Raw genomic sequence first — 26,340 nt, 5'->3', positions numbered from 1 at the left:
GCAGTCGCAGGACAGGCCTCTGCCGAAGGCGCAAAACTGGTACTGATTGAGCGCGCCCTACCTCAATGATCTGGCGGTCACACTGCGCGAACAAGGAATCGAGGTGTTGGCGATCAACGCCGATATGGAGAACAGGGAAGATACCGAGGCTGCCATCAATCACGCGCACCGGCATTTCTAACGTATTGATATTCAGGTGAATAACGTCGGCGGCACGATCTGTTTTGTATTGGCTAATACTGAATTAAATGTATCGAATGCATCGTCATCATCTTTCAACATTCTTCCTGATGTTTTTACCATGACCAGAAAAGGTATATCCTTACTGAGCTGATTCCCAAACAGCGGATTGAGTTTTACATTCTTACATTCTGCCGCCTGAATCAGGCTTTCTGTTCCTGCCAGCGAAGCCTTGCTGATATCGCCGCTTGCTGTCGCTGCTTTGATCTGAAAGAAAAGACGATAAACAAGGAATGGGACTGACATATTCCGTCAGATGGGTACATATCGCGTTTACCTCCTTTTTCTTCATTTACATCAAAGAATCACCGCTAGTAGGTCGCTATTGTGGAAAGCCTGCCTGGAGAAACACCACCAGGCGGCATCGACGCAGACCTGTCGGACAGAGCGACGCGTCTCATCGCCATTTTCTCATCTTGCAGTCAGGAAGATCATATTTATGACGCAACAACAAGTAACACTTTCGCTGGACGAACATGATGATATTTCACTGGATTTGCTTTCCGGGACGCTGGGACGCGCTGGAGTAGATATCCGGCCTCTGGAAAAACAAGGGTTATGTAGCTTCGATCCAGGGTTTAACAATACCGCAGGTTGTAAGTCCGCCATCAGTTATATCGACACCGATAACAGTATTCTGCTACATCGGGGATTCCCGGTGGCTCAACTGGCGAGTCAATGTGACTTTCTGGAAATGAGTTACATCCTTTTATATGGCGAACCGCCTACTGAAGCGGAGTATCAGGATTTCAGACAAACCATCACGCGCCATACGCTGGTGAACGAACAGATGGCACGGATGTGTAGCGGCTTTCGTCGCGATTCTCATCCCATGGCATTAATGTGCGCGTTGGTGGGCGCGCTGGCGGCGTTCTATCATGATGTGCTGGACGTGGATGATCCGGATCACCGAAAACTGGCAGAAGTCAGGCTGCTGTCAAAAATGCCGACACTGGCAGCCATGAGCTACAAATATGCCATCGAACAACCGGCTAACTACCCGCGCAACAACTTGTCTTACGCTGGCAACTTTCTGCATATGTTGCTCGCAGTGCAGGCTGAACCATACGAGATCCATCCCGTACTGGAGCATGCAATGGATCAGATTCTAATCCTGCATGCCGATCATGGTCAGTGCCCTTCCACCATGACGGTACGAGCTGCCGGCTCCTCAGGGGCTAACCCTTTCGCCTGTATTGCGGCAGGTCTGGCGTCAATGTGGGGATCATCACACGGTGGTGCGAGTGAGGCTTGCATGCAGATGCTGGAAGAGATCCAAACCGAGGATCAGATCCCTGATTTTTTGAACCGGGCCATGTTGCATCCTGACGTGTTCCGCCGCCTGGGTTTTGGTAACTCATTGTATCAACATTTCGATCCCCGCGCAGCTATCCTGAGGGATACCTGTCATCGGGTTCTGAAAGAACTGGGTATGGAGGACAGCTTGCTACAGGTAGCAATGGCGCTGGAAAATGTGGCGATGAGCAACCCATTCTTCATTGACAATGGCCTGTACCCCAGTGTCGATTTCTATACGGCGGTTATTCTAAAGGCAATGGGATTACCTTCAACCATGTTTACCGTGGTCACTGCTGTCGGACGGACGTTAGGTTGGGTGACGCACTGGAACGAGATGCACAGCGAGCCACTGAATATTTATCGTCCACGTCAGTTGTATGTGGGAGAAGGGCCGCGTGACTATATGTCCCGTCGTAGTACAGACAGCGTTTCACACGCCTGAATACGCCCAGCACGGAAAGTGGCTGTTACTCCGTTTACGCCGGGTAACAACCACTTTGCGTTATTATCACAGGATATGTTCGGTGGACACTAAAGCGACAAACGCTTTCCCGGAATAAAAAATAAATGGAGCAACAGTAGGAATAGACGAATCGCTCACCATCACTGTGCCACCATAAACCCGCCCAGGAGTAGTACCGGCTGACGTGTTTTACTACCGGGACGTGCGTTCTACAGTCCATTCACCGGCAGTCTCTCCAGGATCGCCTGGGCGGTATTGACATCCGTTACCAGCGAGTTAATCATCCCCGAACGCACCGCACCGATAATCCCGGCGGCTTTTTCTGGTGTCGCCGCCACACCGATAGTCAGCGGTGTACGGCGTAACTGTTCAGGCGATGCCGCAATCATTCTCTCCTCGCCTTCCCAATGCAGAATCTCACCAGACTCGGTCACATAGTGGCGCAACACATCGCCAGCGGCCTGACTCAACGCCTGCTCGCCAGGTGTCGCAGTCGTGGATTCACTCGGCTTCGGCGCATGGGTTAACCCCACACCAACAATGGCGACATCAAGGCGATCCCACAGTGAAATAATCTCCTGCACACTGGCATCACTGAGAAAAGCATCACGAAGTTCAGCAGAAGAAATATAAGGCGCGTGCAGAAAATACGGCGTGCCTTCCATCTGCTCAGCGGCGCGCCGGACAAATTCGGTTATCTGAAAATGTGGTGCCGCCTGCTGCATACCACCGTTCAATGCAACGGTCAGCACTCCCGGTAATCTTGGTAGTCCGGCCAGTGTCACTTCTCTGATTGCCCGCCCCCAGCCAATCCCCAACACCGAGCCAGCACCCAGTCCAGCCTGCTGTAGAATCGAAGCCAGGGGAGTGCTCAGTGAACCCAGCACATTGTTAGGCGGAGCATCCACTACAAATGCCTGCTTCAGCCCCAATCGTTGAATCAGATCGGCGGTCATATTTTCCGGTGAAGACAACTCAATGACTTCAATGCGAACAATGCCCGCCGCACGCGCTTTGTTAAGCAACCGAGAAATCGTTGCGGTAGAGACGTCCAATTTCTGGGCAATCTCCTTTTGAGACATGTCTGACTCGTAATGCAGCTTCGCCACCATATGCATCATAGCGCGCGTAGCTGCAACTTCTTGCAAAATTGGCTCTTTCAGCTTGAAATTCCTTTCAGCAATGTATTACACTCATTTCGTTGATAGGGTAATTATTGCGCAGCGTCCAAGAGAATGCAATGCGCTTAGGGCGAAAAAACCCTTATATACCGGCGCATTGAGCGGTTTTAATCCTGCTGGAACCAGAGAAAATGGAGATCACTACACGTCAGTCAGAGAGATTTTTTACATGCAATAAATTTCACACAAAGGAGAAACATATGTCAAAAATGTCCACTTCAGAATTACGCAGTTATCAGCAAATCTGCGGTAACGATGGCGCGATGATGGTCATCGCCTGTGATCAGCGCGGTGCCATGCGCAGCCTGTTGTCGAGCGATCCTCAGCAACAGGCCAGGATCTCTGAACATGAGTTGGGGGTAATTAAAGCGGACATCACCCGGTATCTGGCCAGCAAAGCGTCCTGTGTTCTGGTCGATGCCGTATGCGCCGTACCACAATTGGTCGACGACGGCATTATCGCCCGAGATACCGCGCTGCTGATTGGTCTGGATGCGTCAGGATGGGATGTATCCGCGGAAGGCTATCGCCTCTCCAGACTGGTGCCGGGAATTACTGCCCGTCGAGTGCGTGAGCTAGGCGCAACCGGAGGTAAAATCATGGTTTATCTACGCGCCGATCACCCAGCAGCCAATCAGCATAATATAGCGATTCTGCACCATTGCATTGAGGATTTTGCCCGCGAAGATCTATTGCTGGTCGTTGAATTTCTGACCTATAAACTCGAGAGTGAAACCGAAGAAACCTATAAAGAAAAAGTGCCATCGTTGATCTATGAAGGAACCAAAATTTGTCTTGATTGTGGTGCCAAAGTGCTCAAACTACCCTACCCGGGATCACGACACGCGTGCGAAGAAATCACTACACTCGTCGGCGATGTGCCTTGGGCGGTACTGTCGGCAGGCGTCGATCACGCAACGTTCCTTACACAGGTCGCCGATGCCATGAGCAAAGGGGCTTCCGGTGTGATTGCCGGTCGCTCACTGTGGAAAGACTGTATTTCGCTGGACAGAACATCTACCAGGGAAAAACTGGAAACCTTGGCCATTCCGCGTCTGAACGAGATTCAGGCAGTTATTCAACAATATTACCACGCCGCTAAATAAGGCCGGACAGGTGAAAAATGACGGAGAAAAGCGCAGTGTCTGACGTTGAATCCCAGGCTCACTACCATTCTGATACGCAGGTATCACAACCTGAGTCGACTAACCGTGTCGCGGGTAAGCGGGTTATCCTGGTCAACGGTATTCCCGCATCGGGAAAAAGCTGTCTTGCCGTGGCACTTTCTGAACGAACAGGCTGGCTTCAGCTCTCGCTGGATGGCATTAAAAACCCTTTTCTTCAGCGCATTGAAGGTGTGGATCGCCGGTTTAATCGCCTACTGGGTCAGGCGAGCTATCAAGTCATCTGGTCTATTGTGGCCGGAGCACCCAATGGCAGCACTTTTATCATCGATGCCTGGTTTGGTTTTCAACCGAAAGACGTACTGAAAACATACCTGGTGCAGGCGGATATCACCAACATGGTGGAAATCTGGTGTCATATTTCTGGCAATCTGGCGGAACAACGCTATGCGGCACGGCTCGATCAACGTTTGCCCGGGCATCCTGGTGCTGAATACATACCAGAATTGATCGCGCTTGCCGAAAAAGCGACGCCGATGCGTTTTGGCCCGGTCTATTCGGTGGATCAAGATCAACCGATAGACATGGATAGCATCAATGACTGGGTAGTCAAGTCGCTTTCAGAACCGATGCCAATAGATTTCAGGATGACGAATGTATGAAAATTTAAATCCCATTAATAATGGCACGGTGAAAATTAACATTATTAAATAATATTATCTTTCCTGATAAGGATTTCGTCATGATAAAAGAATAAATAACCACTATTTCTATAAGACATTATTTTTCATTCTTTACTGACTATTTTTATTTTTTTGAAAATAACAGATAGGAAAAGATAGATCACAGTTTTTACTTTCAGGAAACATCATACTGCAATAAATTCCAATTCATCAAGAAGGGATATTATGTTAACTGACTGGATTAATGAAAGTAACATTAGCATCATTAATAAAACAGAAGACTGGCGAAGCGCAGTGGCCTTAGCCATGCAACCATTAATCGCTCAAGCAGCGATTGAAGAACGCTATCTTCAGGCTATTTATACGATGCATGAAGAAATCGGCCCCTATTATGTTCTCGGCGAAGGCATTGCTATGCCACATGCCAGACCAGAAGACGGGGTAATAAGAACCGCACTTTCTCTGGTTATTATCTCTGAAGGTGTCGAGTTTGGCAGTGAAGATAATGATCCAGTTTATATTATATTTGGTCTGGCCGCCGTAGATAGCCACTCACATATTGATATGATTGCCAGTCTGGCAAAAATATTCTGCGATGAGGAAACCGTAAAGAAATTAAAAATAGCGAAAGATAAAGACACGATACTGGAAGTAGTTCAGCAATTCTAAGTTAATAATCCAGATAAGTGACAAATCTGCCTGGAGCCGATCTGAACGCTGCTCGCCGCGGCCCAAAGGGCTGATGGCGATGGAAAGGCCGAGTAATAAAGACAGCGTATCTGTACCTTGAGAGATGTCGGGTTATATAGGCAGCAGCGCAAAATCGACTAACGAACACCTAAGGAATATTTATGGAAAAGTTATCAATCCTGGCAGTATGCGGCGCCGGTCTGGGTAGCAGCTTTGCCTGCGAAATGAGTATTGAGGCGGCGCTGAAAGATTTGGGGATCGAAGCCACTCTCGCTCACTGTGATATTTCCAGCGCTACCTCAACGCGCGCGGATATTATTATGACCGGTGAGAACTTCAAATCTCAGTTTCAGCATTACACCATCAACGCGACAATTATATATCTGAAACGTTTGGTGGATAAAAATGAAATAAAAACAAAGCTAATCCCCGTGCTTCAAGCCATGGGATATTTGGCTAAATAATTTTTAATTAACACTCCGATTATTGTGAATCCATACAGGGGACTTATTATGTCTTTCCTCCATTTTATTGTAAATGATGTGCTTGGCCAAGCGTCAATATTAATATCTCTCATTGCCATGATTGGGCTTATTGCCCTTAAAAAAAGCCCGGGGCAAGTCATAACAGGGACACTAAAAACCCTGCTGGGTTTTTTAATTATACTTGCTGGTGCCAATATCATTGTTAATGCGCTTAATTTTCTGGGTGAAATATTCCAGAAGGGATTCAACATGCGCGGCGTTGTTACCGATGTCGGGTCTATTGCCGGTATTGCACAACAAACTCTCGGGCGTGAAACCGCATTGATTATGGTTTTGGCTTTCATAGTAAATATATTAATCGCCAGATTCACAAGATTTAAATATATATTTCTGACCGGTCAGGCTTCGCTTTGGATGGCAACCGTCTGCTCCGTGATTGGCTATATGGGGGGATTACGCGGCACAGAGCTTATTATTATCGGCGGTGTAATTGCTGGCACAATGGCCGTCGGTATGCCCGTACTGGCGCAACCTATCGTGCGGAAAATAACCGGGTCGGATGATTTTGCGCTTGGTCATTTCTGTACTATCGGCTATATCATTCAGGCCGGGGTCGCCAAACTGACCGGGAATGCTGAAAAGAGTACGGAAGATTTTGAACTTCCCCAGGCATTTTCCTTCTTGCAGGATACCTATCTTTCGATGATGGTGGTGATGATCCCGATCTATATCATCCCGGCCATCGCCGCAGGTCCGGTCGTGGTTGCGCCTTTCGCTAATAACGTCAATTATCTGGTCTATTCTTTCCTGCAATCCGTGCAGTTTGTGGTCGGTGTTTATGTCCTGCTGTCGGGTGTCAGGTTATTGCTGGCTGAAATAGTACCCGCGTTTCGCGGCATCGCCCTTCGAATCGTGCCTAACGCGATTCCGGCACTCGATTGCCCGGTATTATTCCCCTATGCCCCTAACGCCGTGATCATCGGCTTTATCTCCACCACTATTGGATCAATTATCGGTATGTTCTTCTTCCCGGTTATCGGCCTGGCCATGATTTTACCGGGCATGTTGACCAACTTCTTTGCGGGCGGCACCGCAGGGATATTTGCCAATGCCGTGGGTGGGCGCCGGGGGGCGATTATCGGCGGTATCTTCCACGGGCTGTTTATTACGCTATTGCCCGCCCTGCTTCTGCCACTGCTTGGCAAGTTTGGGCTATCCAATGTGACGTTCAGTGACTCCGATGTCATCAGCGTCGGCCTGATATTCGGCCATATTCTTAACCTATTCCATTAATCATAAATCTGGAGGATGTATGGTTACACCAATAGAGGCCATTATGGCGCAAGATCTTGCGCCACTGGATCGCGCTAATGCCCTCAATGAACTGGGAAAGCATTTTCATGAACAACAAGAGATGGATGAGGCGATCGCATGCTGGGAACAGAGTATAGCCTGTTATGGGAAACCCGGTTTTGCACAGGCGCAGTTAATGAAAGCCTATAACGCGAAACGCCGTCAATGTTCAGAAGCAGGTGATGCAAAAGGATTGGAAGATTACTCAACCAGGATTGATATGCTAATGCAGAAAAGTAAAGATGCCATTCGTTATGGATACTGATTCCCGCGGATAGTAGAGAGGCCAACCATGGTCAGCCTCTCTACGCTTTTCTATGGTAAGACTTTATCAATATGGGTGATATGTGCATCCCCGTCCAGGGGCTTATAAATATAGATTATTACAACATCGGTTTTTGCTTTAGGATAAAGCCCAACAGCCTCAGAGAGAAAACAATAATTTCTCCCTGAAACAACTTGGGTAGCAACAAGCAGTGGCGTATATTTTACGCCCAATAAATGTACGACAACTGAATCGAATAAAGCCATATCAACCGCATCAAGTTTATGAAAACCAGTCCACTCACCAACCATTTGATCTGACATAATATTCACCTTGCTCTACTGTATATATCCACTAGATTTCAAGATGCAGGAAGATAGCAAGTAGACAAACCCCGAGCACTTACCTGAGTAAGGCTCGGCGGTAAGCGGCAAATCTGCCTTGAGCCGGTTTGAATGCTGATCATAGCGGCCTATGCAAGGCCGGGCAATCACGCCAACATACCTGCAAGGTGCAAAAATAACGGATATAATTCATTTGAATAGCCTTATATACCCAAAATAATTCTAGGTGCAGGAAGGCGGCAAGTGAGCGAATCCCGATGAGCTTACTCAGGTAAGTGATTCGGGTGAGCGAACGCAGCCAACACACCTGCAACTTGAAGTATGACGGGTATATCCTGTCAAAGATATTTAAAGCTAAATAAAGCCTAGTTGTTGAGTTGTCATTCATCAAGTCTACTGTTGATATATCACACAAAATCAGCAAAAAAATGAGTGAATTAAAACCATTATTACTTCAGATTATTTTAAAGATATATAGCCCTATAATTCAACCATGATTACGGTGGTTAATAACCATAAATTTCACACTGGCAAGTCACTATGATCCGTTATTAATAATAATAGTGAAAAAATATAAATCTATCTATACCCAATGACTTTCAAAAGGCAGGCGATAACCGAATTACTGAGGACAAACACCCCGTCAGTAATGTGAAAAAAAATAGGTGTGTGTGATATGTTCACTACTTTGCCACTACTGAATATACCGGTCCATCAGATTAAAGCTCAGGAAACCCGATCAGAATGCGATCATTCTCTGCTGTAAACCAACCTGGCTAATGAAAGTGTCACTCATGTAAACTGGTAGCTTCATCGGCCCTACTATTACTCTTTCAGGATCACCACCCGTGGAAACCTCACTGTTCAAATCCCCGACATTTCTGTGTTTCTGGGCTGGTCAGATTGCGTCTTCTCTGGCCTTTCAAATGTTAGTCGTGGGGATTGGTTGGCAAATGTATGCTCTCACTAACAGCGCATTAAATCTCGGGCTGGTGGGGCTGGCCCAATTCTTGCCGCAGTTGGCTCTGACCCTGTTTGCCGGCCACGCGGTGGACCAGTACAACCGGCGGCGGATTATTCTGTTTGCCCGGCTGGTGATGGCTGCCACTGTGCTGGTGCTGGCAGTGGGATGTTTCACACAGACCATCAATGCGACAATGATTTATGCCTGTTCAGCCATACTGGGTGCGACACGGGCTTTTGAGATGCCGGCAACGCAGGCGTTGCTGCCTAACCTGATTGAGCCTGGTCTGCTGTCCCGTGCGCTGGCGCTGGGCGCTTCCGACATGATTAGCGTGGTGATCCGTTCAACATTGGTTCAACTGGAAACGCCGGATGAAATGCGAGGCAGAGTCAGCGCGGCCAACTCCATTTTCATCGGCACGTCCAACCAGCTTGGCGAGTTTGAATCCGGCGTCACTGCGGCCTGGCTGGGCGTCGTGCCTGCCATCGTGCTGGGCGGCATCGGCACCCTGTTGGTGGTGACGCTGTGGATGAAAGGTTTCCCGGTGCTGACACAGCGTCAAACGCTGGAATAATGTCTACAACCCGTAGCACGGCTAATGCCGTAGCCGGTTACCATAGTTGGCAGTCCCGCAATATCTCAAAACGCAGTAAACCTGACGATTATCGTCAGGCTTGAGTTTGGTGACAACGCCATATAGCGATGATAGTGGGGAGGCTACTGCCTTGTGCTTTCCCCGCTACTTTTCATCTCGGGAGTATCTGCGTCATGCGGTTACCAGCGCGTCCTCATGATGGATGGTGTGAAACTGACGTTTAAAGTAAATCAGACCGTGTCCCTCTTCCGCTAGCGTGATGTGCCTGATTTCCAACAAATAGACCTGATGCGTCCCAATGGACTGAATTTGCTGAATGTTTCCCTCCAGGCTAGCCAGAGACTGGTGCAACACTGGCTGACCCAGTTCACCATCGTGCCAACCTTCCAGCAAGAAACGCTGTTCCATGGCGACGTTCGTCATCCCGGCAAAATGGCGTGCCATCTCCTCCTGCTCATGATTCAGCACGTTGACACACATCCTGCCATTTTGCTCGAACACCGGGTTCATGGCGCTTTTACGATTGACACAAACCAACAGTGTCGGCGGCGTATCTGTCACCGAACAGACTGCTGTAGCGGTAATACCGCAGCGCCCTGCCCCCCCTTGAGTGGTGACAATATTAACAGCCGCTGGCAAGCTGGCCATCGCGTCACGGAAACGTAAACGCTGTTGTTCTTCATGAGACATGGGAACCTCCCGTTATTTCAGCAATCGATCAAGCTGGTTGATATCGGTATTGTTGTGAAGATGCGGTACGGTCCAGCCGTCGCGGTCATAATCCGCCAGACAGCGCTCTACCATATCCATCATGCCCTTCATGTTGCCGGAACCTTGTGCGTGACGCAGGCATTGCAGACGGACTTCATCCTGACTGCCTGCATAGTTGATTTCATAGAGTTCATGGCGACCACCAAATTCGCTGCCCATGGCATCCCACATCAATTTGAGGATCTTGATCCGCTGCTCGTGATCCATCCCATTGGAGCCGCGCACATACTGAGCCAGATAGCGGTCGATTTCTGGGTTGTTCAGGTCACGTACACTGGATGGCAGATAGATCAGGCCACTGGTGACATTACTCTCAATGATATTTTTGATTTTGCTGTAAGCCATCGGCGCCAGCACCCGATAGGTCTGCATTGCCTGCATATCCGGTAACCAGGCACCATTTTTCCAGTCCTTGGCTTCAGCCCACATGGCATCACTCAATGACCAGAACAGATTGCGCCACGCCACGACTTCCCCCAAGGCAGCCTGTACGCCTCGGAACTCCAACACACCGGTACACTCCAGACTTTTCTGAAACAACGCGGTGATAAAATCGAGTTTCACCGCCAGACGCACACACGCCTGCATCGGATAGAGACGGGCAAATCCCGCTTCCACACTCCAGCGGCGACAACGATCAAAATCGCGATAGATCAGTACGTTCTCCCACGGGATCAACACCTTATCCAGCACCAGAATCGCGTCGTTTTCATCAAAGCGGCTAGAGAGTGGGTAGTCAAACGGTGTACCGGTAACGCCAGCGACCAGTTCATAGGATGCGCGGGAAATCAGCTTCACACCATCAGCATCCATCGGAGCAATAAACATCAGGGCAAAACCAGGATCGTCCCCCATCACCTGCGCGGAACCAAAGCCGATGAAGTTATAGTGGGTCAACGCCGAATTGGTGGCGACAACCTTGGCGCCACTAACGATGATGCCTGCATCGGTCTCTTTCTCCACCTGCACATACACATCTTTCACTTCATCCGCCGGTTTATGGCGATCGATGGGTGGGTTGACGATAGCGTGGTTAAAATAAAGACCGGCTTCCTGAATGCGTTTGTACCAGGTACGCGCGTTGTCCGCATATTCACCATAAAATTCCGGGTTGGCGCCCAGTGAGCAACCAAAAGCCGCTTTGTAGTCAGGCGTGCGCCCCATCCAGCCGTAGCTAAGGCGTGACCAATCCGCAATGGCATCGCGCTGTTGACGAATCTCTTCTGCCGAACGGGCAAAACGGAACGTACGGTGAGTGTAACCGCCGTTACCCGTATCCGTTTGCCAGCACAGGTTGTCATGTGTTTCCGGTGCGTGCAGCGCGTCATATAAGGCAGCGACAGAACCTGCGGCATTACGGAACGCCGGGTGCGTGGTAACATCTTTCACCCGCTCGCCGTAAATATAAATTTCACGCCCATCCTGTAGGCTCTTTAAATACTCGTCACCGGTAAACGGTCGATTGGTGTCAGCGCGATGTGCTTCAGGCTTCATATCTACCTCATGTCTTCTCAGTAAAAAGGAACAAACAACGGCCAATTTATTAATTTGATGTTTGCTTTCTGTTAACTGATTTAACCGCTGTACAAGACCAGGAGGAAGAGACGTTTCAGGCGATTACCGGTACTTTTCACCAGGATTAGACGATAGATATGTAATTTGCGATCGGGATCAAAAGTAATAGAAAAGAAGAGCGGTTTAACCAATCAGAACCGCTCGGTTCAAGACTCAGCGATGGCGATATTTACTTGGCGCACAACCTTCCATTCGATTAAAAAATCGCGCGAAATAGGCCGGATCTTTATAACCCAACGTGAAAGCAATTTGATGAACGCTTTGCGAGCTATACAGCAATAGACGCTTTGCATCGCGCAGTACACGTTCAAAAATCAGACGTTTAGGAGGCTGATTGGCAAAGCGCTTACACAGCTCCGTCAAGCGTGACTCACTGATGCCCAAATGCTGCGAATAATCGGACACCGTTAAGTGGTCATGGAAATGATCGTCAACCAGACGGTTGAAACGCTGGAACAGCTTCATTTCCCCACGCACACTACAAACGGAATGATCATTGGGAGGAGCCTCCCGCAGCAACAACGTAAATATCGCCAGCGCCAGTGAGGATAGTAATGTGTCCCGCCCTGGCTGTTGATGTTGAAACTCATGGGCTATCAGCGGCCAATAATGATTCAACGCCTCCAAAGTTTGTGGCGATGACTCCAACGACAGACAAATGCCTCGCATATTAATGGCACTACCACTACCCGGCCATAATGTCTCTATCAACGGCCAGATCAGCTCCTGCCACACTGTTAAAACATGACCATCACTATTCGGCTCGGTGAAAAACGCATGGGGCACCGAGGGGGGAGTCAACACAAACAACGGTGCTTTTACTGCATAAAAATGATCCTCCAGTTGCAGGGTAATTTCCCCCGTTGCCAGAAAATGCAGTTGAAAATAACGATCATGCCAGTGTGGGCGCATATCGCGCCCAAAAAACGCTGCCAGACGGGCAAAGGTTTCATAATGGACATCATCATTACCGTAACGGGCATCGTACTCTTTGCTGATATCGATATTTTCAAAGTGTTGCGGCATTGTTGTCGGCATTATCGCTACCTCCCACATTGCGTGTAGACAACATCACCGTCTGCGTTTGCGGCCTTCCTGCGGACATCGGAATGCGTGATACCACCAACGCCCCGACAACGAGCAACCCGGCGACAAACCATAGCCCGGAATTGAAGCTGCCGGTGGCATCACGCAGGATACCGATCAGCAAAGGACTGAGTGCAGACCCGACATTACCGACAGCATTAATCACCGCCAGCGCTACCGCGCGTGCTTTGAAACTAATCACCTGGTCCGGCGTGGTCCAGAAGATAGCCATAGCGGTGAACGATCCTGCCGAAGCCATGATAATGCCCAGCAACTGCACCATATTGTGCGAAGTGGCGGAAGCCAGCAGCCAACCGGCGGCGGCAAACAGATATGGCACGATGGTGTGGCGTTTGCGCTCTTTCAAGCGATCGGAACGTCGGCTCCACCAGACCATACCGAGAATAGTGCAGAATTGCGGAATGGCCGCGAGCAGGCCAATGACAATATTGCTACTCCCTCGATTAAAACTTTGCAGGATCTGCGGCGTCCAGATGTTAATGGCGCTTAGGGTATTGGTCAGGCAAAAATAAGCCAGCGTGTACATTAATACCGTCGGGGTCAACACATCCCGCCACATACGGCGCGATACATGTGGCGTCGGCGCTACCGTCTCCCGTTCCTGGTCGATCATGTTCTGTAGTGCCTGTTTTTCCTCTTTGTCCAGCCACTTGGCCTGGGCCGGTTTATCGTCCAGAAAGAACCAGGTAACCACACCGAGGATCAGCGACGGGCCGCCTTCCAGCATGAATAACCATTGCCAGCCTTTCAGGTTCATTACGCCGTCCAGCGCGAGGATATATCCAGATAATATCGATCCCACCATCATGGTAACCGGCATGGCAATCATAAATAACGCATTGGCACGAGCACGATAGTAAGCGGGAAACCACCAGGTCAGATAGACCAGAATACCGGGTAAAAAGCCCGCTTCGGTGATCCCCACCAGCATACGCAGCGCGTAGAGTGTATGCGGACTGGAGGCGAACATTGTGCAGGTGGAGGCGATCCCCCACAGCACCATGATGGTCGCAATCCAGCGGCGTGCACCGACAATTCCCAGCATCACATTGCTGGGAATACCGCACAGCACATAGGTCACATAAAACAGTGTGGTCGCCAGGCCAAACATGGTGGAGGTCAACCCCAGTTCCTTGCCCATGGTCAGACCGGCAAAACCAATGTTGATGCGATCAAGAAAGGAGAAAACAAACAGCACGAACAAAAAGACAATTAAACGTCTGAATAACTTTTTAATGACCCGTTGTTCAATGCCGGACAACTCTTCTCTGTTTTCATGTTGCATTAACGTTGTCATGGTTTTCTCCCTCAAGCTTAATAAACCGACTTACCGCTGTGAATAACCGGGGTCGGCAGGGTGGTAAAACGGGCTGCCAGCGCTTCTGCCGAGCGGGCCAGTAACGTGGTATCGACGCCGACCGCAACAAACAACGCTCCACGTTCCAGGTAGTGCTGTGCCCGTTTTTCATTGGCCATCAGGATGCCCGGTGCCTTGTCGGCCGCCAGGATCCTGTCAAGGGCTTGTTCAATCACCGCCTGAACGTCCGGGTGCGTGGGATTACCGGGAAACCCCATATCCGCACTCAAATCCGCCGGTCCGATAAACACGCCATCTACGCCCTCAACCGCCAGAATAGCGTCCAGATTCTCCACACCCTGACGCGTCTCAATCTGTACCAGTACGCAGATCTGCTCATCAGCCCGCACCAGGTAATCGGTGATACGATTCCAGCGCGAAGCGCGTGCCAACGCACTGCCCACCCCCCGTATCCCATAGGGTGGGTAACGACTGGCTTTTACCGCCAACTCGGCGTCTGCTGCGGTTTGTACCATCGGGATCAGCAGCGTCTGGGCACCGGTATCCAGCAGTTGTTTAATGATCACCGGGTCATTCCACGGCGGACGCACCACCGGATGACTGTTATAGGGCGCGATGGCTTGCAACTGTCCCAACACGGAACGCACGTCGTTGGGCGCGTGCTCACCATCAATCAGCAGCCAGTGAAAACCAGCTCCTGCCAATAGTTCGGCGCTATAGCTGTTGGCCAGCCCGAGCCACAAACCAATCTGTGGTTGTTTCTCCCGCAGCGCCTGTTTAAACACATTAATGAACATGCTTACTCCTTAAACGAAACGGCAACTGATGGCACCCATCACGCCGTAATCCACATGGAAGGTATCGCCTTTACGCGCCGGCACCGGCCGGGTGAACGATCCTCCGAGGATGATTTGGCCCGCTTCCAGCTGAACGTCATAGGGCGCCAGTTTATTCGCCAGCCAAGCCACACCGTTGGCCGGATGGTTAAGTACCGCCGCCGCCACACCAGACTCCTCAATGACGCCGTTGCGATACATCAACGCGGCGATCCAACGCAGATCCAGTGCATCGGGTTTAATCGGGCGGCCACCCATCACAACCCCCGCATTGGCCGCATTGTCTGAAATGGTGTCGAACACCTTGCGCGGGCTTTGCTCCACCGGGTCGATGCCGTGGCAACGCGCATCAATGATTTCCAGCGCCGGGATGATGTAGTCGGTGGCGTTATACACGTCGAACAGCGAGCAATTCGGGCCACGCAGCGGTTTCGCCAGCACAAAGGCCAGTTCGACCTCAACACGCGGCACAATGAAGCGATCAATGGGAATATCACTGCCATCGTTAAAGAACATGTCGTCCAGCAATGCACCATAATCAGGTTCGTCAATTTGCGAACTGGCCTGCATCGCTTTCGAGGTCAGCCCAATCTTGTGCCCTTTCAGTACGCGACCTTCGGCGATTTTGGTTGACACCCACTGGCGCTGAATCGCATAGGCGTCATCAATGGTTATCTCCGGGTGACGCAACGAAAGCTGGCGAATCTGTTCGCAATTTTTCTCGGCCTGATGCAGCTCACCAGCCAGGCTGTTAATGGTTTCCGTATTCAGCATGGTGACACTCCTGTTTCGCCCATTCCGCCAAAGCAGAGATATTTCACTTCCAGATATTCATCAATGCCGTAGCGGGAACCTTCGCGCCCCAGACCGGATTGTTTAACCCCGCCAAACGGCGCCACCTCGTTGGAAATCAGGCCTTCATTGATGCCGACCATACCGCTCTCCAGCGCTTCGGCGACATGCCAGACCCGCTGCACATTTTGCGACCAAAAATAAGCCGCTAGGCCAGTTTCCGTGGCGTTGGCCAGGTCAATGGCCTCCTGTTCGCCATGAAAACGGAACAGCGGTGCAACCGGGCCGAAAGTTTCTTCATGAGCGATACGCATCTTCGTCGTGACATTTGACAGCACCGTAGGCTGGAAAAACTGCCCACCCAGCGCATGCAGTTTGCCGCCGGTCAGCAGCGTCGCTCCCAACGACAGCGCATCGGCGATATGTTCTTCCACCTTGCGACAGGCTGCGGACGTGATTAGCGGGCCTTGTTGCGCCTTGCTGTCACTGGCTGGCGCTACCTTCAGCTCGGCAACGGCTTTCGCAAATCGACCGGCAAAAGCGTCATAGATACCGTCCTGCACCAGAATACGGTTGGCACACACACAGGTCTGGCCGCTGTTGCGGAATTTGGCAGCCAGAGCCCCGGCGACCGCGCTGTCTAGGTCAGCATCGTCAAAAACGATCAGCGGGGCATTGCCACCCAACTCCAGCGACAGTTTTTTTACCGTGTCGGCGCTCTGTGCCATCAACAGCTTGCCGACACGCGTTGAGCCAGTGAATGACAGCTTGCGCACCACATCGCTGGCGGTCAGCGTCGCGCCAATAGTCGCCGCATCAGACGATGTCACGATATTCAGAACCCCTTTCGGCAAACCGGCTTCCTCGGCCAACACCGCCAGTGCCAGTGCCGACAACGGGGTTTCAGCGGCCGGTTTCAATACCACGGTGCAGCCCGCCGCCAGTGCCGGCCCGACTTTGCGGGTAATCATCGCATTGGGAAAGTTCCAGGGGGTGATGGCCGCCACCACGCCGATCGGCTGTCTGATGGTGACCAGCCGGCGGCTGACCGTCGGAGAAGGAATGGTTTCACCATAAGTACGTTTCCCCTCTTCCGCGAACCATTCGATAAAACTGGCGCCGTAGGCAATTTCACCCATGGATTCATTGAGCGGTTTTCCCTGCTCCTGGCTTAACAACTGCGCCAGTGGCGTCTGATACTGCATGATCAGTTTGTGCCAGCGCTTAAGAATGGCGCTGCGTTCATGCGCACTGGTTTTGCGCCAACTTTTTTGCGCCTGCTCTGCAGCAGCAATCGCCTGCCGGGTTTCGGTTTCTCCCACATCCGCCACACTGGCAATCACGTCGCCGCTGGCTGGATCGGTTACGTTGAACTGTTTGCCATTCAAGGCATCGACCCACTCACCGTCGATGTAAGCCTGATGGCGTAACAACCGCAGTTCATTTCTCATGATTTTTCCTTCAGCGAAACAGTGCATGAACGTTGTTCTGTTTGAAATTGAGGACTGGATGTAACTCCTCCACCACCAATGACAACGCCAGATAACGCTCGGCCATCAGTTCGGCAAAATGCGCCTGAATACAGGCGAACAGGGATGTCATCACCGGTTGTAGCGCCGCCAGACCCCGACCGTGACCGATTTTCAGTGTCATATGGACAAAAGCGTAATCCTGTTTACCATCAGCCATCTGCCAGGTATCAATCCAGTGCGCCCGGCTGCGAATCCCGCCGAGTGGAAAAATGCCGCTGTCCGCCAGTAACGTGTTGACCTGGGCAAACAGCGCTGGCAGACGTGCCTGCTGACGAATATTTTCGGTACATTCCGTCACAAAATGGGGCATAACAAACTCCTGCATTCAGTATTCAGGGACGACAAAAGGCGTCCCTGTCGGCAATAAGGGCATGCCAATTTCTGTGTTAACGATGATCTCAGACGGTCAGCGGGAAAACGGCGTTGACTTGCCCAGTGCCGGAACTGGGGAACAGTTCAGTCACAAACTCCACGTAACCACGATAAGTATCCCAGCCCATAAGCCCCATCAACATGACGGTGTCATGCATGTTTCCTTCGCCATAGCAGTAGTCGGCATATTCCGGCAACATGCGGCAGAATTCGGCGAACAAACCCTCACGCCATAGCTTCACGACGCGTTTATCCATCTGCTTATCGAACTCGCGTGTCCAGGCGTTCATGCCCTGTTCAGCACGTTGATCGTCGATGAAACGGTGAGAAAGCGATCCACTGGCCAGTACGGCTACCGTACCATCATATTTTTCGATGGCGCGGCGCACCGCTTCCCCCATACGACGGCTGTCGGCAAAGTCATGCACGGTGCAGAAGGCAGAGAGAGAAACCACGTTGAAGTAACGATCGCTGTTCATGTATCGCATCGGCACCAGCGTGCCATATTCAAGACTCAGGGTTTCGATGGCATGAGCCTTGGCCCGCACACCATGGGCCGAAGCTTCCTCGGCAATCAGATAACCCAGTTCCGGATTACCGTCATATTCGTACTCCATGTCTCGAATAAAGTGTGGTAGTTCGTGGCTGGTGTAGACACCTTTATAGTGACGATTACAGTTAATGTGGTACGCACTGTTCACCAGCCAGTGCGTGTCAAACACCACGACCGTATCGACGCCCAGCTCACGGCAGCGTCGGCTGATTTCCCGGTGTCCATCGATGGCGGCCTGACGACAACCGTGGTACTGACCCGGTAATTCCGACAGGTACATCGAAGGAACGTGGGTAATTTTTGCTGCTAACGCTAACTTGCCCATCGGTGACTCCTACTCACCCCATTTAGGGATGTGATGATCGCCAAAAGAGATACAAACGTTTTTCAGTTCTGCAAACACGTCAAGGCTGTATTCGCCGCCTTCACGACCAGTACCGGAAGCTTTGATGCCGCCAAATGGCTGCCGCAGATCGCGCACGTTCTGTGTGTTGACAAACACCATGCCAGCTTCAATGCCGCGCGACAGGCGCAATACCTTGCTAACATCCTGCGTCCAGAGATAGGAAGCCAAACCGTATTCCACATCGTTGGCCAGACGTAAACCTTCCGCTTCATCTTTGAATGGCAACAGGCAGGCCACCGGACCGAAGATCTCCTCCTGTGCCACACGCATCCGGTTGTCGACATCGGCCAGTACCGTCGGACGAAGGAAATGCCCCTGACTCAGCCCCACCGGTTTATCCGGGCCACCCGCCAGCAGCGTGGCACCTTCTTCAATGCCGAGACGAATGTAGCTGGAAACTTTTTCCCAGTGTTGCTGACTGATCAGCGCGCCCACCTGAGTGTTGGGATCGGTGGGATCACCGACGCGCAAGCGATTGGCGCGTTCGGCAAAACGTTTAACAAATTCAGGATAGATACTTTGCTGGATAAAGATGCGTGAGCCTGCAGTACAGCGTTCGCCATTAAGCGAGAAGATGGTGAACAACGCCGCATCCAGCGCACGCTCGATATCCGCATCTTCAAACACCAGCACTGGCGACTTGCCGCCCAGCTCCATGGAAAATTTTTTCAGCCCGGCGTTCTTCATGATCTGACGGCCGGTAGCGGTTCCTCCCGTGAAGGAGATCGCGCGTACATCATGATGACGCACCAGCGCATCCCCCGCCGTGGCACCATAACCCTGCACCACATTCAGCACACCCGGCGGAATCCCCGCCTCCAACGCCAACTCGCCCAGACGATCGGCGCTAAGTGGCGACAGTTCGGACATCTTCAGCACTGCGGTATTTCCCAGCGCCAGACAGGGTGCTGTTTTCCAGGTTGCCGTCATAAACGGGACATTCCACGGCGAGACCAACGCACAAACACCCACCGGTTGCAGCAATGTATAGTTAAGCATCGTGCTATCCACCGGATAGGTCCGCCCATTCATCTGCTGACATGTTTCTGCAAAGAAGTCGAAGTTGTGTGACGCCCGCGGGATCAGCACATTTTTGGTCTGATGAATCGGCAGGCCGGTATCGGCGGTTTCCAGTTCGGCAATCGCCGATACGTTCTGGTCGATCAATTCACCCAAACGGCGCATCAGACGTGCGCGCTCTTTCATCGGGGTATCGGCCCATTTCGGGAATGCATTTTTCGCCGCTGCCACCGCCTGATGGATCTCTTTTTCCCCACCGGAAGCGACTTCCGCCAGCACTGCTCCGGTTGCCGGGTTGGTGCTGGTAAAGTAGTCATCGCTGCCGACGTTTTTGCCATTAATCCAATGATTTATTTTTTTCATTCCAGGCTATCCTCAAACTGTTGTTCACTGACGATCCGGTTGGTTAAGCGACCAACGCCCTCCACTTCCACCACCACCTCATCGCCGGGTTTCACATCGTCCAAGCCTTTTGGTGTGCCGGTGGCAATCATGTCGCCAGGCTGCAACGTTATGAATTCACTCAGCCAGGCAACCAGAAAAGACACATCAAATACCATGTCACAGGTATTGCCAGACTGACGTAACTCGCCATTCACAAAGGTTTTCAATTGCAAGTTTTGTGCGTCGGGAATCAACTCGCGCGGTACAATGGTGTGTAGCAGCGGCGTGAGCGTATCGCGACTTTTCACCCGCAGATTGGGGCGATAATAGTTTTCCAGATAATCGCGCACCGCATAGTCATTACACACGGTGTACCCCTGCACATATTCAAGCGCCTGTTCACGACTGACGTTGCGCGCGGTTTTACCGATCACCACCACTAACTCCGCCTCGTAATGCATGTATTCCAGATGATCCGGGCGCACGCTGACGGCGTTGTCACCGGTCAACGTATTGGGTGCCTTGATGAAAACCAACGGTTCTTCCGGTGCTTTGAAGTCCAGTTCCGTGGCATGGTCGGCATAGTTCAGCCCCAACGCAAACAGCGTTGGATAGGCATCAGGCTGTTCCATCTCAATGGTTTGGTTCGTGAAATGGTTAGTCAGGGATGGCAAGCCATCAGCTTTGATGACCACCGTGTCTCCCGCCATGACCGGCACACGTTGCTGCGGTGTGCCTAGTAGAATGAGATCGCCTGGCTGAAGCGTAGCGAAATCACTCAATGCAGCGATCAACGTTGCTGCGTCACGATGCAGTTCTGACGTCGACCAGCGCTGCTTCACCACGCCGTTGACTTCGGTGACAATGTCCAGCGAACTGACATCCTGAATCCCGCTCATTTCACCAATCGGGCAAAAGCCATCACGACATTTCGCTTTGATAGCTGGCCGGTAGAAGCTCTTTTCCGCCAGACTCAGCTCATTCACCAGCACATAACCGGCGATATATTGCGGGGCATCCGTCGAGGCCACTTTGCGTGCTTTTTTACCCATCACCACCGCCAGTGTGCCGCCGCTGAAAACCTGCCGCCCTGACGGCAAAGAGATCATATCCTGGTCGCAGCAATGGGTATTACGCGGTTTGATAAACCAAACCGGCGTTTTGGGTGGCGTCTTATATGGCGCCAGATGGAAATCCTCATCCCAGGCCGCGATCTGAGATGAGTGGTTTAACGCGACAGCAAATACAGACCTCTTCATTATTGCCTTTCCTCACACGAGAATATGTCCCGCACGCTATTGTTAATATGTTAATAATATAATTATTAGATCGGATGTGAAGAACAAATCAATCGAATGTTATGAAATTGCGATCCAGTTATCACTTAAACAATTATAATGTAAGCATATAATTTATATATATAAAATATAAAATTTTCGTTATTGTTAATTTTTTGTTATTTAATTTCGTGATAAAGATCACTTTATTAACTTGTTAATGTTTTAGGATTTGTTTTTATTGATGTGCTTTATTTGCTAGGCAGTTGGAGAGTCAGAAAATATACTGGGAATCAGCAATGCTTCAAATCACTCTTTGATGAAACCGGAATGCTTATGCATGAATCCCTGACAATTGCGTTACTTCAAGCGCGTGAAACGGCAATGCGTTTTTTCAGGCCTATACTGAACCGCCACAATCTTACCGAACAGCAGTGGCGTATTATTCGTATTTTGGCGGAACGCCGTTCACTGGACTTTCACTCACTGGCAAGAGAAGCCTGTATTTTGCGGCCAAGCCTCACCGGCATCCTGACGCGGCTGGAGAGAGATGGGCTGGTTTTTCGTCTCAAGCCGCTTAACGATCAACGCAAATTGTTTGCTTCCCTGACACCTCAAGGTGTCACGCTTTACCAGCAGGCATGCAGCGAGATTGAAGCTGGCTATCAGCAAATAGAGGAGCAGTTTGGTCCGCAAAAAATGAAGCAGCTAAAAGCGTTGCTGTATGAATTTAACGCTCTGTGCGCCTCTGGCATGCAGGGTGAGACACAAGATATTGCCGCACTGCCACAGGATCTTACGGGGTAACCAGACGTTTCTTTATGGTAACGTTTAGGAAAATATCAACAGATTACGACACCCGTCACACTTCCTCACTCTTTCGCGGCTTTATCACTTATTATCAACCTCCTACCAATAACACATCGAGTATAACCAATTACAATGTCAGGTTTTACTGCGATTACGGATGGATAACTGGTGTATTTATAGAAACAAATAAGAAATTGGGAGGAATCCAGAATGCCGAAAGTAACTTTAACAATACAATCTGATGCGTTCATCTATAGCTGTCTGGAAAATATTACCCGGCTGATTCCCGGCTCGTTCGGCGCTTTCTATCTGGTGGATGAGCAACTGATGCCTCAGCAGCATATTTTGTCCGGCATTTCCGAAGAAATGCATCAAAGCTATATGCGTGAATTTTTAGCGTTGGATCCGCTGCACCCAAAACGTTTCAACCATCAGCCAGTGACCTTCGCCGGGCTGGATGATACCTTTCGCAAAACCCCGTATTACCACCAGTTTATGAAACCGTATGCGATAGGCGATATGAACGAAATCTTTGTGCGTAAGCAGAAAAAGATTGTCGCCGCCCTTTCGCTGATGCGGGATAAACCCTTTACATCACAAGAGAGTATGCGCTTGCGTGCCACCTTGCCGTTAATAGAAGTAGCAACCGCGGAGTTATTACCTTCGGAAGCACCACAACGGCTGACACGCAAAGAGCAGGAAGTGGTGGAGATGATTCGCGAAGGAGCCTGCAATAAACATATTGCCAGTCACCTTAATATTGCTCTTTCGACAGTAAAAACCCACCTGCGCAATATCTTCATCAAGACACACGCCAGCAATCGCACCGAACTGCTGCGTAATGTCAATGCAACATGGTATGAAAAGCGGATCAGCTAGGGCAGTATCGTCATCGTCCTGCCCCGTTAACTTTTTTAGTAACGCACCATAACTGACTTTAGCTCGGTGTAATCCTCAATAAACGCACTGCCAAATTCGCGCCCAACACCAGAGCCTTTCATGCCGCCAAAGGGCACGGCAGGATCGAGGAAGGTATGCATATTCACCCAGACCATGCCAGCCGCAATGCTTTCACTGTAGCGCAGTGCCTTGCTGATATTGTGCGACCAGACGCTGGCTGCCAAGCCGAATGCTGAACTGTTGATGAGATCCAATGCCTGTTGCTCGTCACGATAGGCGATAAAACCGCACACCGGACCGAAGGTTTCTTCCCGCATCAATGTGTCATCCGGTTGAGAGACACGAATGGCCGTGGGTTGGACGAAAAAGCCGTCTCTCTCCAGGGCGTGGCCGCCGCAAATAATGTCGTTGCCCTCACGCCGCGCGGTATCAATCAGGCTAAGCACTTTGTCAAACTGCACCCGGTTAGCCAGCGGGCCCATTTCCGTGGTTTCATCCAGCGGCGATCCCAACTTCATCGCTGCCAGCCGTGTTTTCAGCATTGACAAAACCGCATCAATCTTCTCTTCGGGAAGGTAGAAACGCTCGGCAGCAGCACAAATTTGCCCTTGATTGAGATATCCCGCTTCGATGATGCCATTGACCATCTCCTCTAGCGACATATCGTCAAAAAATAGCGCGGCATTTTTACCACCCAGTTCCAGCGTGACGCGTTTGCTCCCCTCGGTTGCCATCCGGTTAACGGCATGGCCAGTCGCCACTGAGCCGGTAAAGCTGACCTTGGCACAAGCGGGATGAGAAATCAGTTGTGGACCCAATGTGGCTCCCGGACCGTTGATCACATTCAGCACGCCGGCCGGAAAACCGCTTTCCATCGCCAGTTCGGCTACCCTCAGCAACGTCAACGGCGTGTACTCGCTGGGTTTCAGCACCACGGTACAACCACAGACCAGCGCCGCTGCCAGTTTCCAAACAGCAATCATAATAGAGAAATTCCAGGGAACGATGCCGACCACCACACCTACCGGCTGGCGACGGGTAAATGCGGTATATTTCTCCCCGGCGAAGGAAGGCAGGGAAACATCAAGCGTTTCGCCACTGATTTTCCCTGCCCAGCCGGCAAAATACCGTAAAAACGCTACTGACTGATCAAGCTCCAGCATACGCGACAGCGTAATGGTTTTGCCTGAACAGAGGCTTTCCAGCTGTGCCAGCTCTTCACGGTGCTGTTCCAGCTTGTCTGCCAGCTTTAACAACAGCGTACCGCGCTGTAAGGTGGGCATCTCACGCCAGGAGGAAAATGCCTCACGCGCAACCTGCATCGCGACATCGGCTTGTAATGCATCGGCGCTGAAAACCTGCAACAGTGGTTTACCCGTGGCGGGATTGATGACGTCAAACGGCTCACCGCTACCGGGTACAACATCACCATTAATGAAATTACCATGTGAACGGCTGAGGAAAGCCATCACTTGAGGAAGTAGCGTAACATCACTCATGTGACACTCCTTTTATTCTTGTTATACAGCAGGGACAGGGAAAGATGTGCAATCAAAAAAAGTGCACACAGGAGTAATGATGTAAACACGGTGAAAGGACTGAAAGATATCAACCAAAAGGATGAATTTTCTGCATAGATTTCATTTGCGAGCTGCGATAGCTGATCGGCTATTGATCTGACAACATTCTTCCGATGCAATGATGGATGGAGCCGCTGATACATTGCAACCTCGCCTGACTGACCTTGATGGATAGGCGCTGTTTAACCGGTAATCTGCTGAGTACCATGGCGGGTACGATCACCATAACGCTGATGGTTGGCCCGAGAGTTGCTTTATTCAGCTTCTGCGATCGATAACAGAGAACCAATACATGTCCATTGTTTTAGAACATTACCGCTACCTTCATACGATTCCGGAGCTGGGCTTTCAGGAGTTTCAGACCGCCGATTATATCGCCAGCCAGTTAGAAGCGGCGGGCTATAACGTCACCCGTGGCGTTAACGGCACCACCGGTATCGTCGCCGAGCTGGACAGCGCTATTCCCGGTCCAGTGCTGGCGCTGCGTGCCGACATGGATGCACTCGGCCATATTATCAATGGTGAACACTGCGCCCGTCATACCTGTGGTCATGATGCGCACGCATCGGTGGTGCTGACCGTAGCACAGGAGGTCATACGCGAAGGCAGCGTGAAAAAAGGCCGACTGAAGATCCTGTTTCAACCCGCAGAAGAACTGGCCACTGGCGCTATCGCCATGGTGGAAGGCGGTGCTATTGATGATGTGGAGATACTTCTCGGCTTTCACCTGCGTCCGGTTGAAGAGTGTGTATTGGGCGAGGCCATTCCGGCCATGCATTACTCTGCCAGCAGTACACTGGAAGTGACTTTTCACGGTAAACCTGCCCACGGTGCACGCCCCCATCTGGGTATTAATGCACTGGAAGCTGCCGCCTATGCCGTCATGGCGGTAAAAGCTGTCCCCTTGCCGCCGCATCTCACCTGGAGCGCCAAAGCCACTCGTTTTCTATGCGACGCGGGCGTCACCAATTCCATTCCGGATAAAGCCATCGTCTGCTGGGATCTACGTGCCGCACACAATGACACGATGGATATGCTGAAAGAGAAAGTGACCTGTGCTATCGAACACAGTGCCGCAGCCTTTGGCGCTATTGCCGATGTCAAACTGATGAAATTCATCCCGGCGGCGGAAATTCATCAGGACGCCACAACGCTGATTAGTGAAGCGATTGTCGATGTGCTGGGGAGCGCTGGATTAACCCCGCCCAAAAGTACGGTTGGAGGGGAAGATTTCTTCTTCTATCCACGTCTGCGTCCAAATGTAAAAGCCGGATTCTGGGGGTTGGGAACCAACCTTGAACCCGGCTTACATCACCCTGACATGCACTTCGATCTGAAGTCACTGGAGGTGGGCGTACGAATTTTCAAGCGCTGTATAGAAAAGACACTAGGCTAGCCCGCCTCTTATCTGCCGGTGTATA

25 protein-coding genes and 1 pseudogene are annotated in these 26,340 nt (G+C 50.9%); 11 read left to right on the top strand and 15 right to left on the bottom strand.

Going from position 1 to position 26,340, the window contains the following annotated elements:
* Nucleotides 1-192 precede the first annotated feature (192 nt).
* Nucleotides 193-486 carry a hypothetical protein gene (locus RS889_RS06825; RefSeq protein ID WP_315709937.1) on the bottom strand — a complete coding sequence of 98 codons (294 nt, stop codon included), beginning with the start codon at nucleotides 484-486 and terminating at the stop codon, nucleotides 193-195.
* A gap of 193 nt (nucleotides 487-679) precedes the next feature.
* Between RS889_RS06825 and RS889_RS06820 the strand changes: the two genes are divergently transcribed.
* Nucleotides 680-1,981: a citrate synthase gene (locus RS889_RS06820; RefSeq protein WP_315709935.1), complete on the top strand. Its 1,302-nt coding sequence runs from the start codon at nucleotides 680-682 to the stop codon at nucleotides 1,979-1,981.
* A 230-nt stretch (nucleotides 1,982-2,211) separates the two neighbouring features.
* Here RS889_RS06820 and RS889_RS06815 read toward each other — a convergent pair whose 3' ends face one another.
* Nucleotides 2,212-3,150, bottom strand: coding sequence for a sugar-binding transcriptional regulator (locus tag RS889_RS06815; RefSeq protein WP_084297650.1), 939 nt, complete (start codon nucleotides 3,148-3,150; stop codon nucleotides 2,212-2,214).
* A gap of 233 nt (nucleotides 3,151-3,383) precedes the next feature.
* Here RS889_RS06815 and RS889_RS06810 point away from each other — a divergent pair, with 233 nt between their 5' ends.
* From RS889_RS06810 to RS889_RS06785, 6 genes and pseudogenes are all read left to right on the top strand, one after another.
* Nucleotides 3,384-4,289, top strand: coding sequence for a tagatose-bisphosphate aldolase (locus RS889_RS06810; RefSeq protein WP_315709932.1), 906 nt, complete (start codon nucleotides 3,384-3,386; stop codon nucleotides 4,287-4,289).
* A 17-nt stretch (nucleotides 4,290-4,306) separates the two neighbouring features.
* Complete coding sequence (locus RS889_RS06805) at nucleotides 4,307-4,969, top strand: phosphotransferase-like protein (RefSeq protein ID WP_315709931.1); 663 nt, start codon at nucleotides 4,307-4,309, stop codon at nucleotides 4,967-4,969.
* A gap of 246 nt (nucleotides 4,970-5,215) precedes the next feature.
* Entirely contained in the window at nucleotides 5,216-5,659 is a 444-nt protein-coding gene (locus RS889_RS06800) for a PTS sugar transporter subunit IIA (protein WP_315709930.1), read from the top strand.
* Nucleotides 5,660-5,841: 182 nt separating this feature from the next.
* Nucleotides 5,842-6,144 (top strand): PTS sugar transporter subunit IIB, encoded by a 303-nt coding sequence (locus RS889_RS06795; protein WP_021016775.1) that lies wholly within the window; start codon nucleotides 5,842-5,844, stop codon nucleotides 6,142-6,144.
* A 45-nt stretch (nucleotides 6,145-6,189) separates the two neighbouring features.
* Nucleotides 6,190-7,437, top strand: a pseudogene (locus RS889_RS06790) (PTS sugar transporter subunit IIC); the annotation flags it as partial.
* Between the two features lie 40 nt (nucleotides 7,438-7,477).
* The gene (locus RS889_RS06785) at nucleotides 7,478-7,783 is read left to right on the top strand and encodes a hypothetical protein (RefSeq protein WP_021016777.1); all 306 of its coding nucleotides are present in this window, start codon (nucleotides 7,478-7,480) and stop codon (nucleotides 7,781-7,783) included.
* Between the two features lie 50 nt (nucleotides 7,784-7,833).
* On the opposite strand, the gene RS889_RS06780 is transcribed toward RS889_RS06785, so the two are convergent.
* A complete protein-coding gene (locus RS889_RS06780; RefSeq protein WP_021016778.1) occupies nucleotides 7,834-8,106 on the bottom strand; it encodes a hypothetical protein in 273 nt (90 codons plus the stop codon).
* Nucleotides 8,107-8,975: 869 nt separating this feature from the next.
* On the opposite strand from RS889_RS06780, the gene RS889_RS06775 reads away from it, so the two are divergent.
* Nucleotides 8,976-9,665, top strand: a complete 690-nt coding sequence (locus RS889_RS06775; RefSeq protein WP_315709928.1) for an MFS transporter — start codon at nucleotides 8,976-8,978, stop codon at nucleotides 9,663-9,665.
* Nucleotides 9,666-9,857: 192 nt separating this feature from the next.
* On the opposite strand, the gene hpaC is transcribed toward RS889_RS06775, so the two are convergent.
* The 11 genes from hpaC to RS889_RS06720 form a co-directional block, all read right to left on the bottom strand.
* Nucleotides 9,858-10,376, bottom strand: a complete 519-nt coding sequence (hpaC, locus tag RS889_RS06770) for a 4-hydroxyphenylacetate 3-monooxygenase, reductase component (RefSeq protein ID WP_315709927.1) — start codon at nucleotides 10,374-10,376, stop codon at nucleotides 9,858-9,860.
* A gap of 12 nt (nucleotides 10,377-10,388) precedes the next feature.
* Nucleotides 10,389-11,951: a 4-hydroxyphenylacetate 3-monooxygenase, oxygenase component gene (gene hpaB, locus RS889_RS06765; RefSeq protein WP_315709926.1), complete on the bottom strand. Its 1,563-nt coding sequence runs from the start codon at nucleotides 11,949-11,951 to the stop codon at nucleotides 10,389-10,391.
* 234 nt (nucleotides 11,952-12,185) lie between these two features.
* Complete coding sequence (gene hpaA, locus RS889_RS06760; RefSeq protein ID WP_315709924.1) at nucleotides 12,186-13,070, bottom strand: 4-hydroxyphenylacetate catabolism regulatory protein HpaA; 885 nt, start codon at nucleotides 13,068-13,070, stop codon at nucleotides 12,186-12,188.
* Nucleotides 13,042-14,436, bottom strand: a complete 1,395-nt coding sequence (gene hpaX, locus RS889_RS06755; RefSeq protein WP_315709923.1) for a 4-hydroxyphenylacetate permease — start codon at nucleotides 14,434-14,436, stop codon at nucleotides 13,042-13,044. Before hpaX ends, hpaA begins: the two co-directional genes overlap by 29 nt.
* A 17-nt stretch (nucleotides 14,437-14,453) precedes the next feature.
* Nucleotides 14,454-15,254 (bottom strand): 4-hydroxy-2-oxoheptanedioate aldolase, encoded by an 801-nt coding sequence (gene hpaI / locus RS889_RS06750; protein ID WP_315709922.1) that lies wholly within the window; start codon nucleotides 15,252-15,254, stop codon nucleotides 14,454-14,456.
* A 9-nt stretch (nucleotides 15,255-15,263) separates the two neighbouring features.
* The gene (gene hpaH / locus RS889_RS06745; RefSeq protein ID WP_315709921.1) at nucleotides 15,264-16,067 is read right to left on the bottom strand and encodes a 2-oxo-hept-4-ene-1,7-dioate hydratase; all 804 of its coding nucleotides are present in this window, start codon (nucleotides 16,065-16,067) and stop codon (nucleotides 15,264-15,266) included.
* Complete coding sequence (locus RS889_RS06740) at nucleotides 16,061-17,536, bottom strand: NAD-dependent succinate-semialdehyde dehydrogenase (protein WP_315709920.1); 1,476 nt, start codon at nucleotides 17,534-17,536, stop codon at nucleotides 16,061-16,063. The genes hpaH and RS889_RS06740 overlap by 7 nt, the downstream gene beginning before the upstream one ends.
* A 10-nt stretch (nucleotides 17,537-17,546) precedes the next feature.
* Nucleotides 17,547-17,927, bottom strand: a complete 381-nt coding sequence (locus RS889_RS06735) for a 5-carboxymethyl-2-hydroxymuconate Delta-isomerase (RefSeq protein ID WP_315709919.1) — start codon at nucleotides 17,925-17,927, stop codon at nucleotides 17,547-17,549.
* Nucleotides 17,928-18,015: 88 nt separating this feature from the next.
* Nucleotides 18,016-18,867, bottom strand: coding sequence for a 3,4-dihydroxyphenylacetate 2,3-dioxygenase (gene hpaD, locus RS889_RS06730; protein ID WP_315709917.1), 852 nt, complete (start codon nucleotides 18,865-18,867; stop codon nucleotides 18,016-18,018).
* Between the two features lie 9 nt (nucleotides 18,868-18,876).
* Nucleotides 18,877-20,331 carry a 5-carboxymethyl-2-hydroxymuconate semialdehyde dehydrogenase gene (gene hpaE, locus RS889_RS06725; protein WP_315709915.1) on the bottom strand — a complete coding sequence of 485 codons (1,455 nt, stop codon included), beginning with the start codon at nucleotides 20,329-20,331 and terminating at the stop codon, nucleotides 18,877-18,879.
* A complete protein-coding gene (locus RS889_RS06720; protein WP_315709914.1) occupies nucleotides 20,328-21,611 on the bottom strand; it encodes a fumarylacetoacetate hydrolase family protein in 1,284 nt (427 codons plus the stop codon). Before RS889_RS06720 ends, hpaE begins: the two co-directional genes overlap by 4 nt.
* Before the next feature lie 354 nt (nucleotides 21,612-21,965).
* Between RS889_RS06720 and hpaR the strand changes: the two genes are divergently transcribed.
* Both hpaR and RS889_RS06710 read left to right on the top strand, forming a co-directional pair.
* Complete coding sequence (gene hpaR, locus RS889_RS06715; protein ID WP_290179951.1) at nucleotides 21,966-22,436, top strand: homoprotocatechuate degradation operon regulator HpaR; 471 nt, start codon at nucleotides 21,966-21,968, stop codon at nucleotides 22,434-22,436.
* Nucleotides 22,437-22,649: 213 nt separating this feature from the next.
* Complete coding sequence (locus RS889_RS06710) at nucleotides 22,650-23,318, top strand: LuxR C-terminal-related transcriptional regulator (protein ID WP_315709913.1); 669 nt, start codon at nucleotides 22,650-22,652, stop codon at nucleotides 23,316-23,318.
* A 35-nt stretch (nucleotides 23,319-23,353) separates the two neighbouring features.
* Here RS889_RS06710 and RS889_RS06705 read toward each other — a convergent pair whose 3' ends face one another.
* Nucleotides 23,354-24,838, bottom strand: coding sequence for an aldehyde dehydrogenase family protein (locus tag RS889_RS06705; RefSeq protein WP_315709911.1), 1,485 nt, complete (start codon nucleotides 24,836-24,838; stop codon nucleotides 23,354-23,356).
* Nucleotides 24,839-25,211: 373 nt separating this feature from the next.
* On the opposite strand from RS889_RS06705, the gene RS889_RS06700 reads away from it, so the two are divergent.
* Nucleotides 25,212-26,315, top strand: coding sequence for an amidohydrolase (locus tag RS889_RS06700; protein ID WP_315709909.1), 1,104 nt, complete (start codon nucleotides 25,212-25,214; stop codon nucleotides 26,313-26,315).
* Nucleotides 26,316-26,340 lie beyond the last annotated feature (25 nt).

The sequence above is a fragment of the Brenneria uluponensis genome, assembly GCF_032395385.1.
Taxonomy (GTDB): domain Bacteria; phylum Pseudomonadota; class Gammaproteobacteria; order Enterobacterales; family Enterobacteriaceae; genus Prodigiosinella; species Prodigiosinella aquatilis.
This window is presented reverse-complemented; position numbering and strand designations above follow the sequence as displayed.

What these genes read in the sequence shown, in the direction of transcription:
- RS889_RS06825 (WP_315709937.1), bottom strand. Translation starts at nt 486, where the DNA reads ATGTCAGTCCCATTCCTTGTTTATCGTCTTTTCTTTCAGATCAAAGCA.
- RS889_RS06820 (WP_315709935.1), top strand. Translation starts at nt 680, where the DNA reads ATGACGCAACAACAAGTAACACTTTCGCTGGACGAACATGATGATATT.
- RS889_RS06810 (WP_315709932.1), top strand. Translation starts at nt 3,384, where the DNA reads ATGTCAAAAATGTCCACTTCAGAATTACGCAGTTATCAGCAAATCTGC.
- RS889_RS06805 (WP_315709931.1), top strand. Translation starts at nt 4,307, where the DNA reads ATGACGGAGAAAAGCGCAGTGTCTGACGTTGAATCCCAGGCTCACTAC.
- RS889_RS06800 (WP_315709930.1), top strand. Translation starts at nt 5,216, where the DNA reads ATGTTAACTGACTGGATTAATGAAAGTAACATTAGCATCATTAATAAA.
- RS889_RS06795 (WP_021016775.1), top strand. Translation starts at nt 5,842, where the DNA reads ATGGAAAAGTTATCAATCCTGGCAGTATGCGGCGCCGGTCTGGGTAGC.
- RS889_RS06785 (WP_021016777.1), top strand. Translation starts at nt 7,478, where the DNA reads ATGGTTACACCAATAGAGGCCATTATGGCGCAAGATCTTGCGCCACTG.
- RS889_RS06780 (WP_021016778.1), bottom strand. Translation starts at nt 8,106, where the DNA reads ATGTCAGATCAAATGGTTGGTGAGTGGACTGGTTTTCATAAACTTGAT.
- hpaC (WP_315709927.1), bottom strand. Translation starts at nt 10,376, where the DNA reads ATGTCTCATGAAGAACAACAGCGTTTACGTTTCCGTGACGCGATGGCC.
- hpaB (WP_315709926.1), bottom strand. Translation starts at nt 11,951, where the DNA reads ATGAAGCCTGAAGCACATCGCGCTGACACCAATCGACCGTTTACCGGT.
- hpaA (WP_315709924.1), bottom strand. Translation starts at nt 13,070, where the DNA reads ATGCCGACAACAATGCCGCAACACTTTGAAAATATCGATATCAGCAAA.
- hpaX (WP_315709923.1), bottom strand. Translation starts at nt 14,436, where the DNA reads ATGACAACGTTAATGCAACATGAAAACAGAGAAGAGTTGTCCGGCATT.
- hpaI (WP_315709922.1), bottom strand. Translation starts at nt 15,254, where the DNA reads ATGTTCATTAATGTGTTTAAACAGGCGCTGCGGGAGAAACAACCACAG.
- hpaH (WP_315709921.1), bottom strand. Translation starts at nt 16,067, where the DNA reads ATGCTGAATACGGAAACCATTAACAGCCTGGCTGGTGAGCTGCATCAG.
- RS889_RS06740 (WP_315709920.1), bottom strand. Translation starts at nt 17,536, where the DNA reads ATGAGAAATGAACTGCGGTTGTTACGCCATCAGGCTTACATCGACGGT.
- RS889_RS06735 (WP_315709919.1), bottom strand. Translation starts at nt 17,927, where the DNA reads ATGCCCCATTTTGTGACGGAATGTACCGAAAATATTCGTCAGCAGGCA.
- hpaD (WP_315709917.1), bottom strand. Translation starts at nt 18,867, where the DNA reads ATGGGCAAGTTAGCGTTAGCAGCAAAAATTACCCACGTTCCTTCGATG.
- hpaE (WP_315709915.1), bottom strand. Translation starts at nt 20,331, where the DNA reads ATGAAAAAAATAAATCATTGGATTAATGGCAAAAACGTCGGCAGCGAT.
- RS889_RS06720 (WP_315709914.1), bottom strand. Translation starts at nt 21,611, where the DNA reads ATGAAGAGGTCTGTATTTGCTGTCGCGTTAAACCACTCATCTCAGATC.
- hpaR (WP_290179951.1), top strand. Translation starts at nt 21,966, where the DNA reads ATGCATGAATCCCTGACAATTGCGTTACTTCAAGCGCGTGAAACGGCA.
- RS889_RS06710 (WP_315709913.1), top strand. Translation starts at nt 22,650, where the DNA reads ATGCCGAAAGTAACTTTAACAATACAATCTGATGCGTTCATCTATAGC.
- RS889_RS06705 (WP_315709911.1), bottom strand. Translation starts at nt 24,838, where the DNA reads ATGAGTGATGTTACGCTACTTCCTCAAGTGATGGCTTTCCTCAGCCGT.
- RS889_RS06700 (WP_315709909.1), top strand. Translation starts at nt 25,212, where the DNA reads ATGTCCATTGTTTTAGAACATTACCGCTACCTTCATACGATTCCGGAG.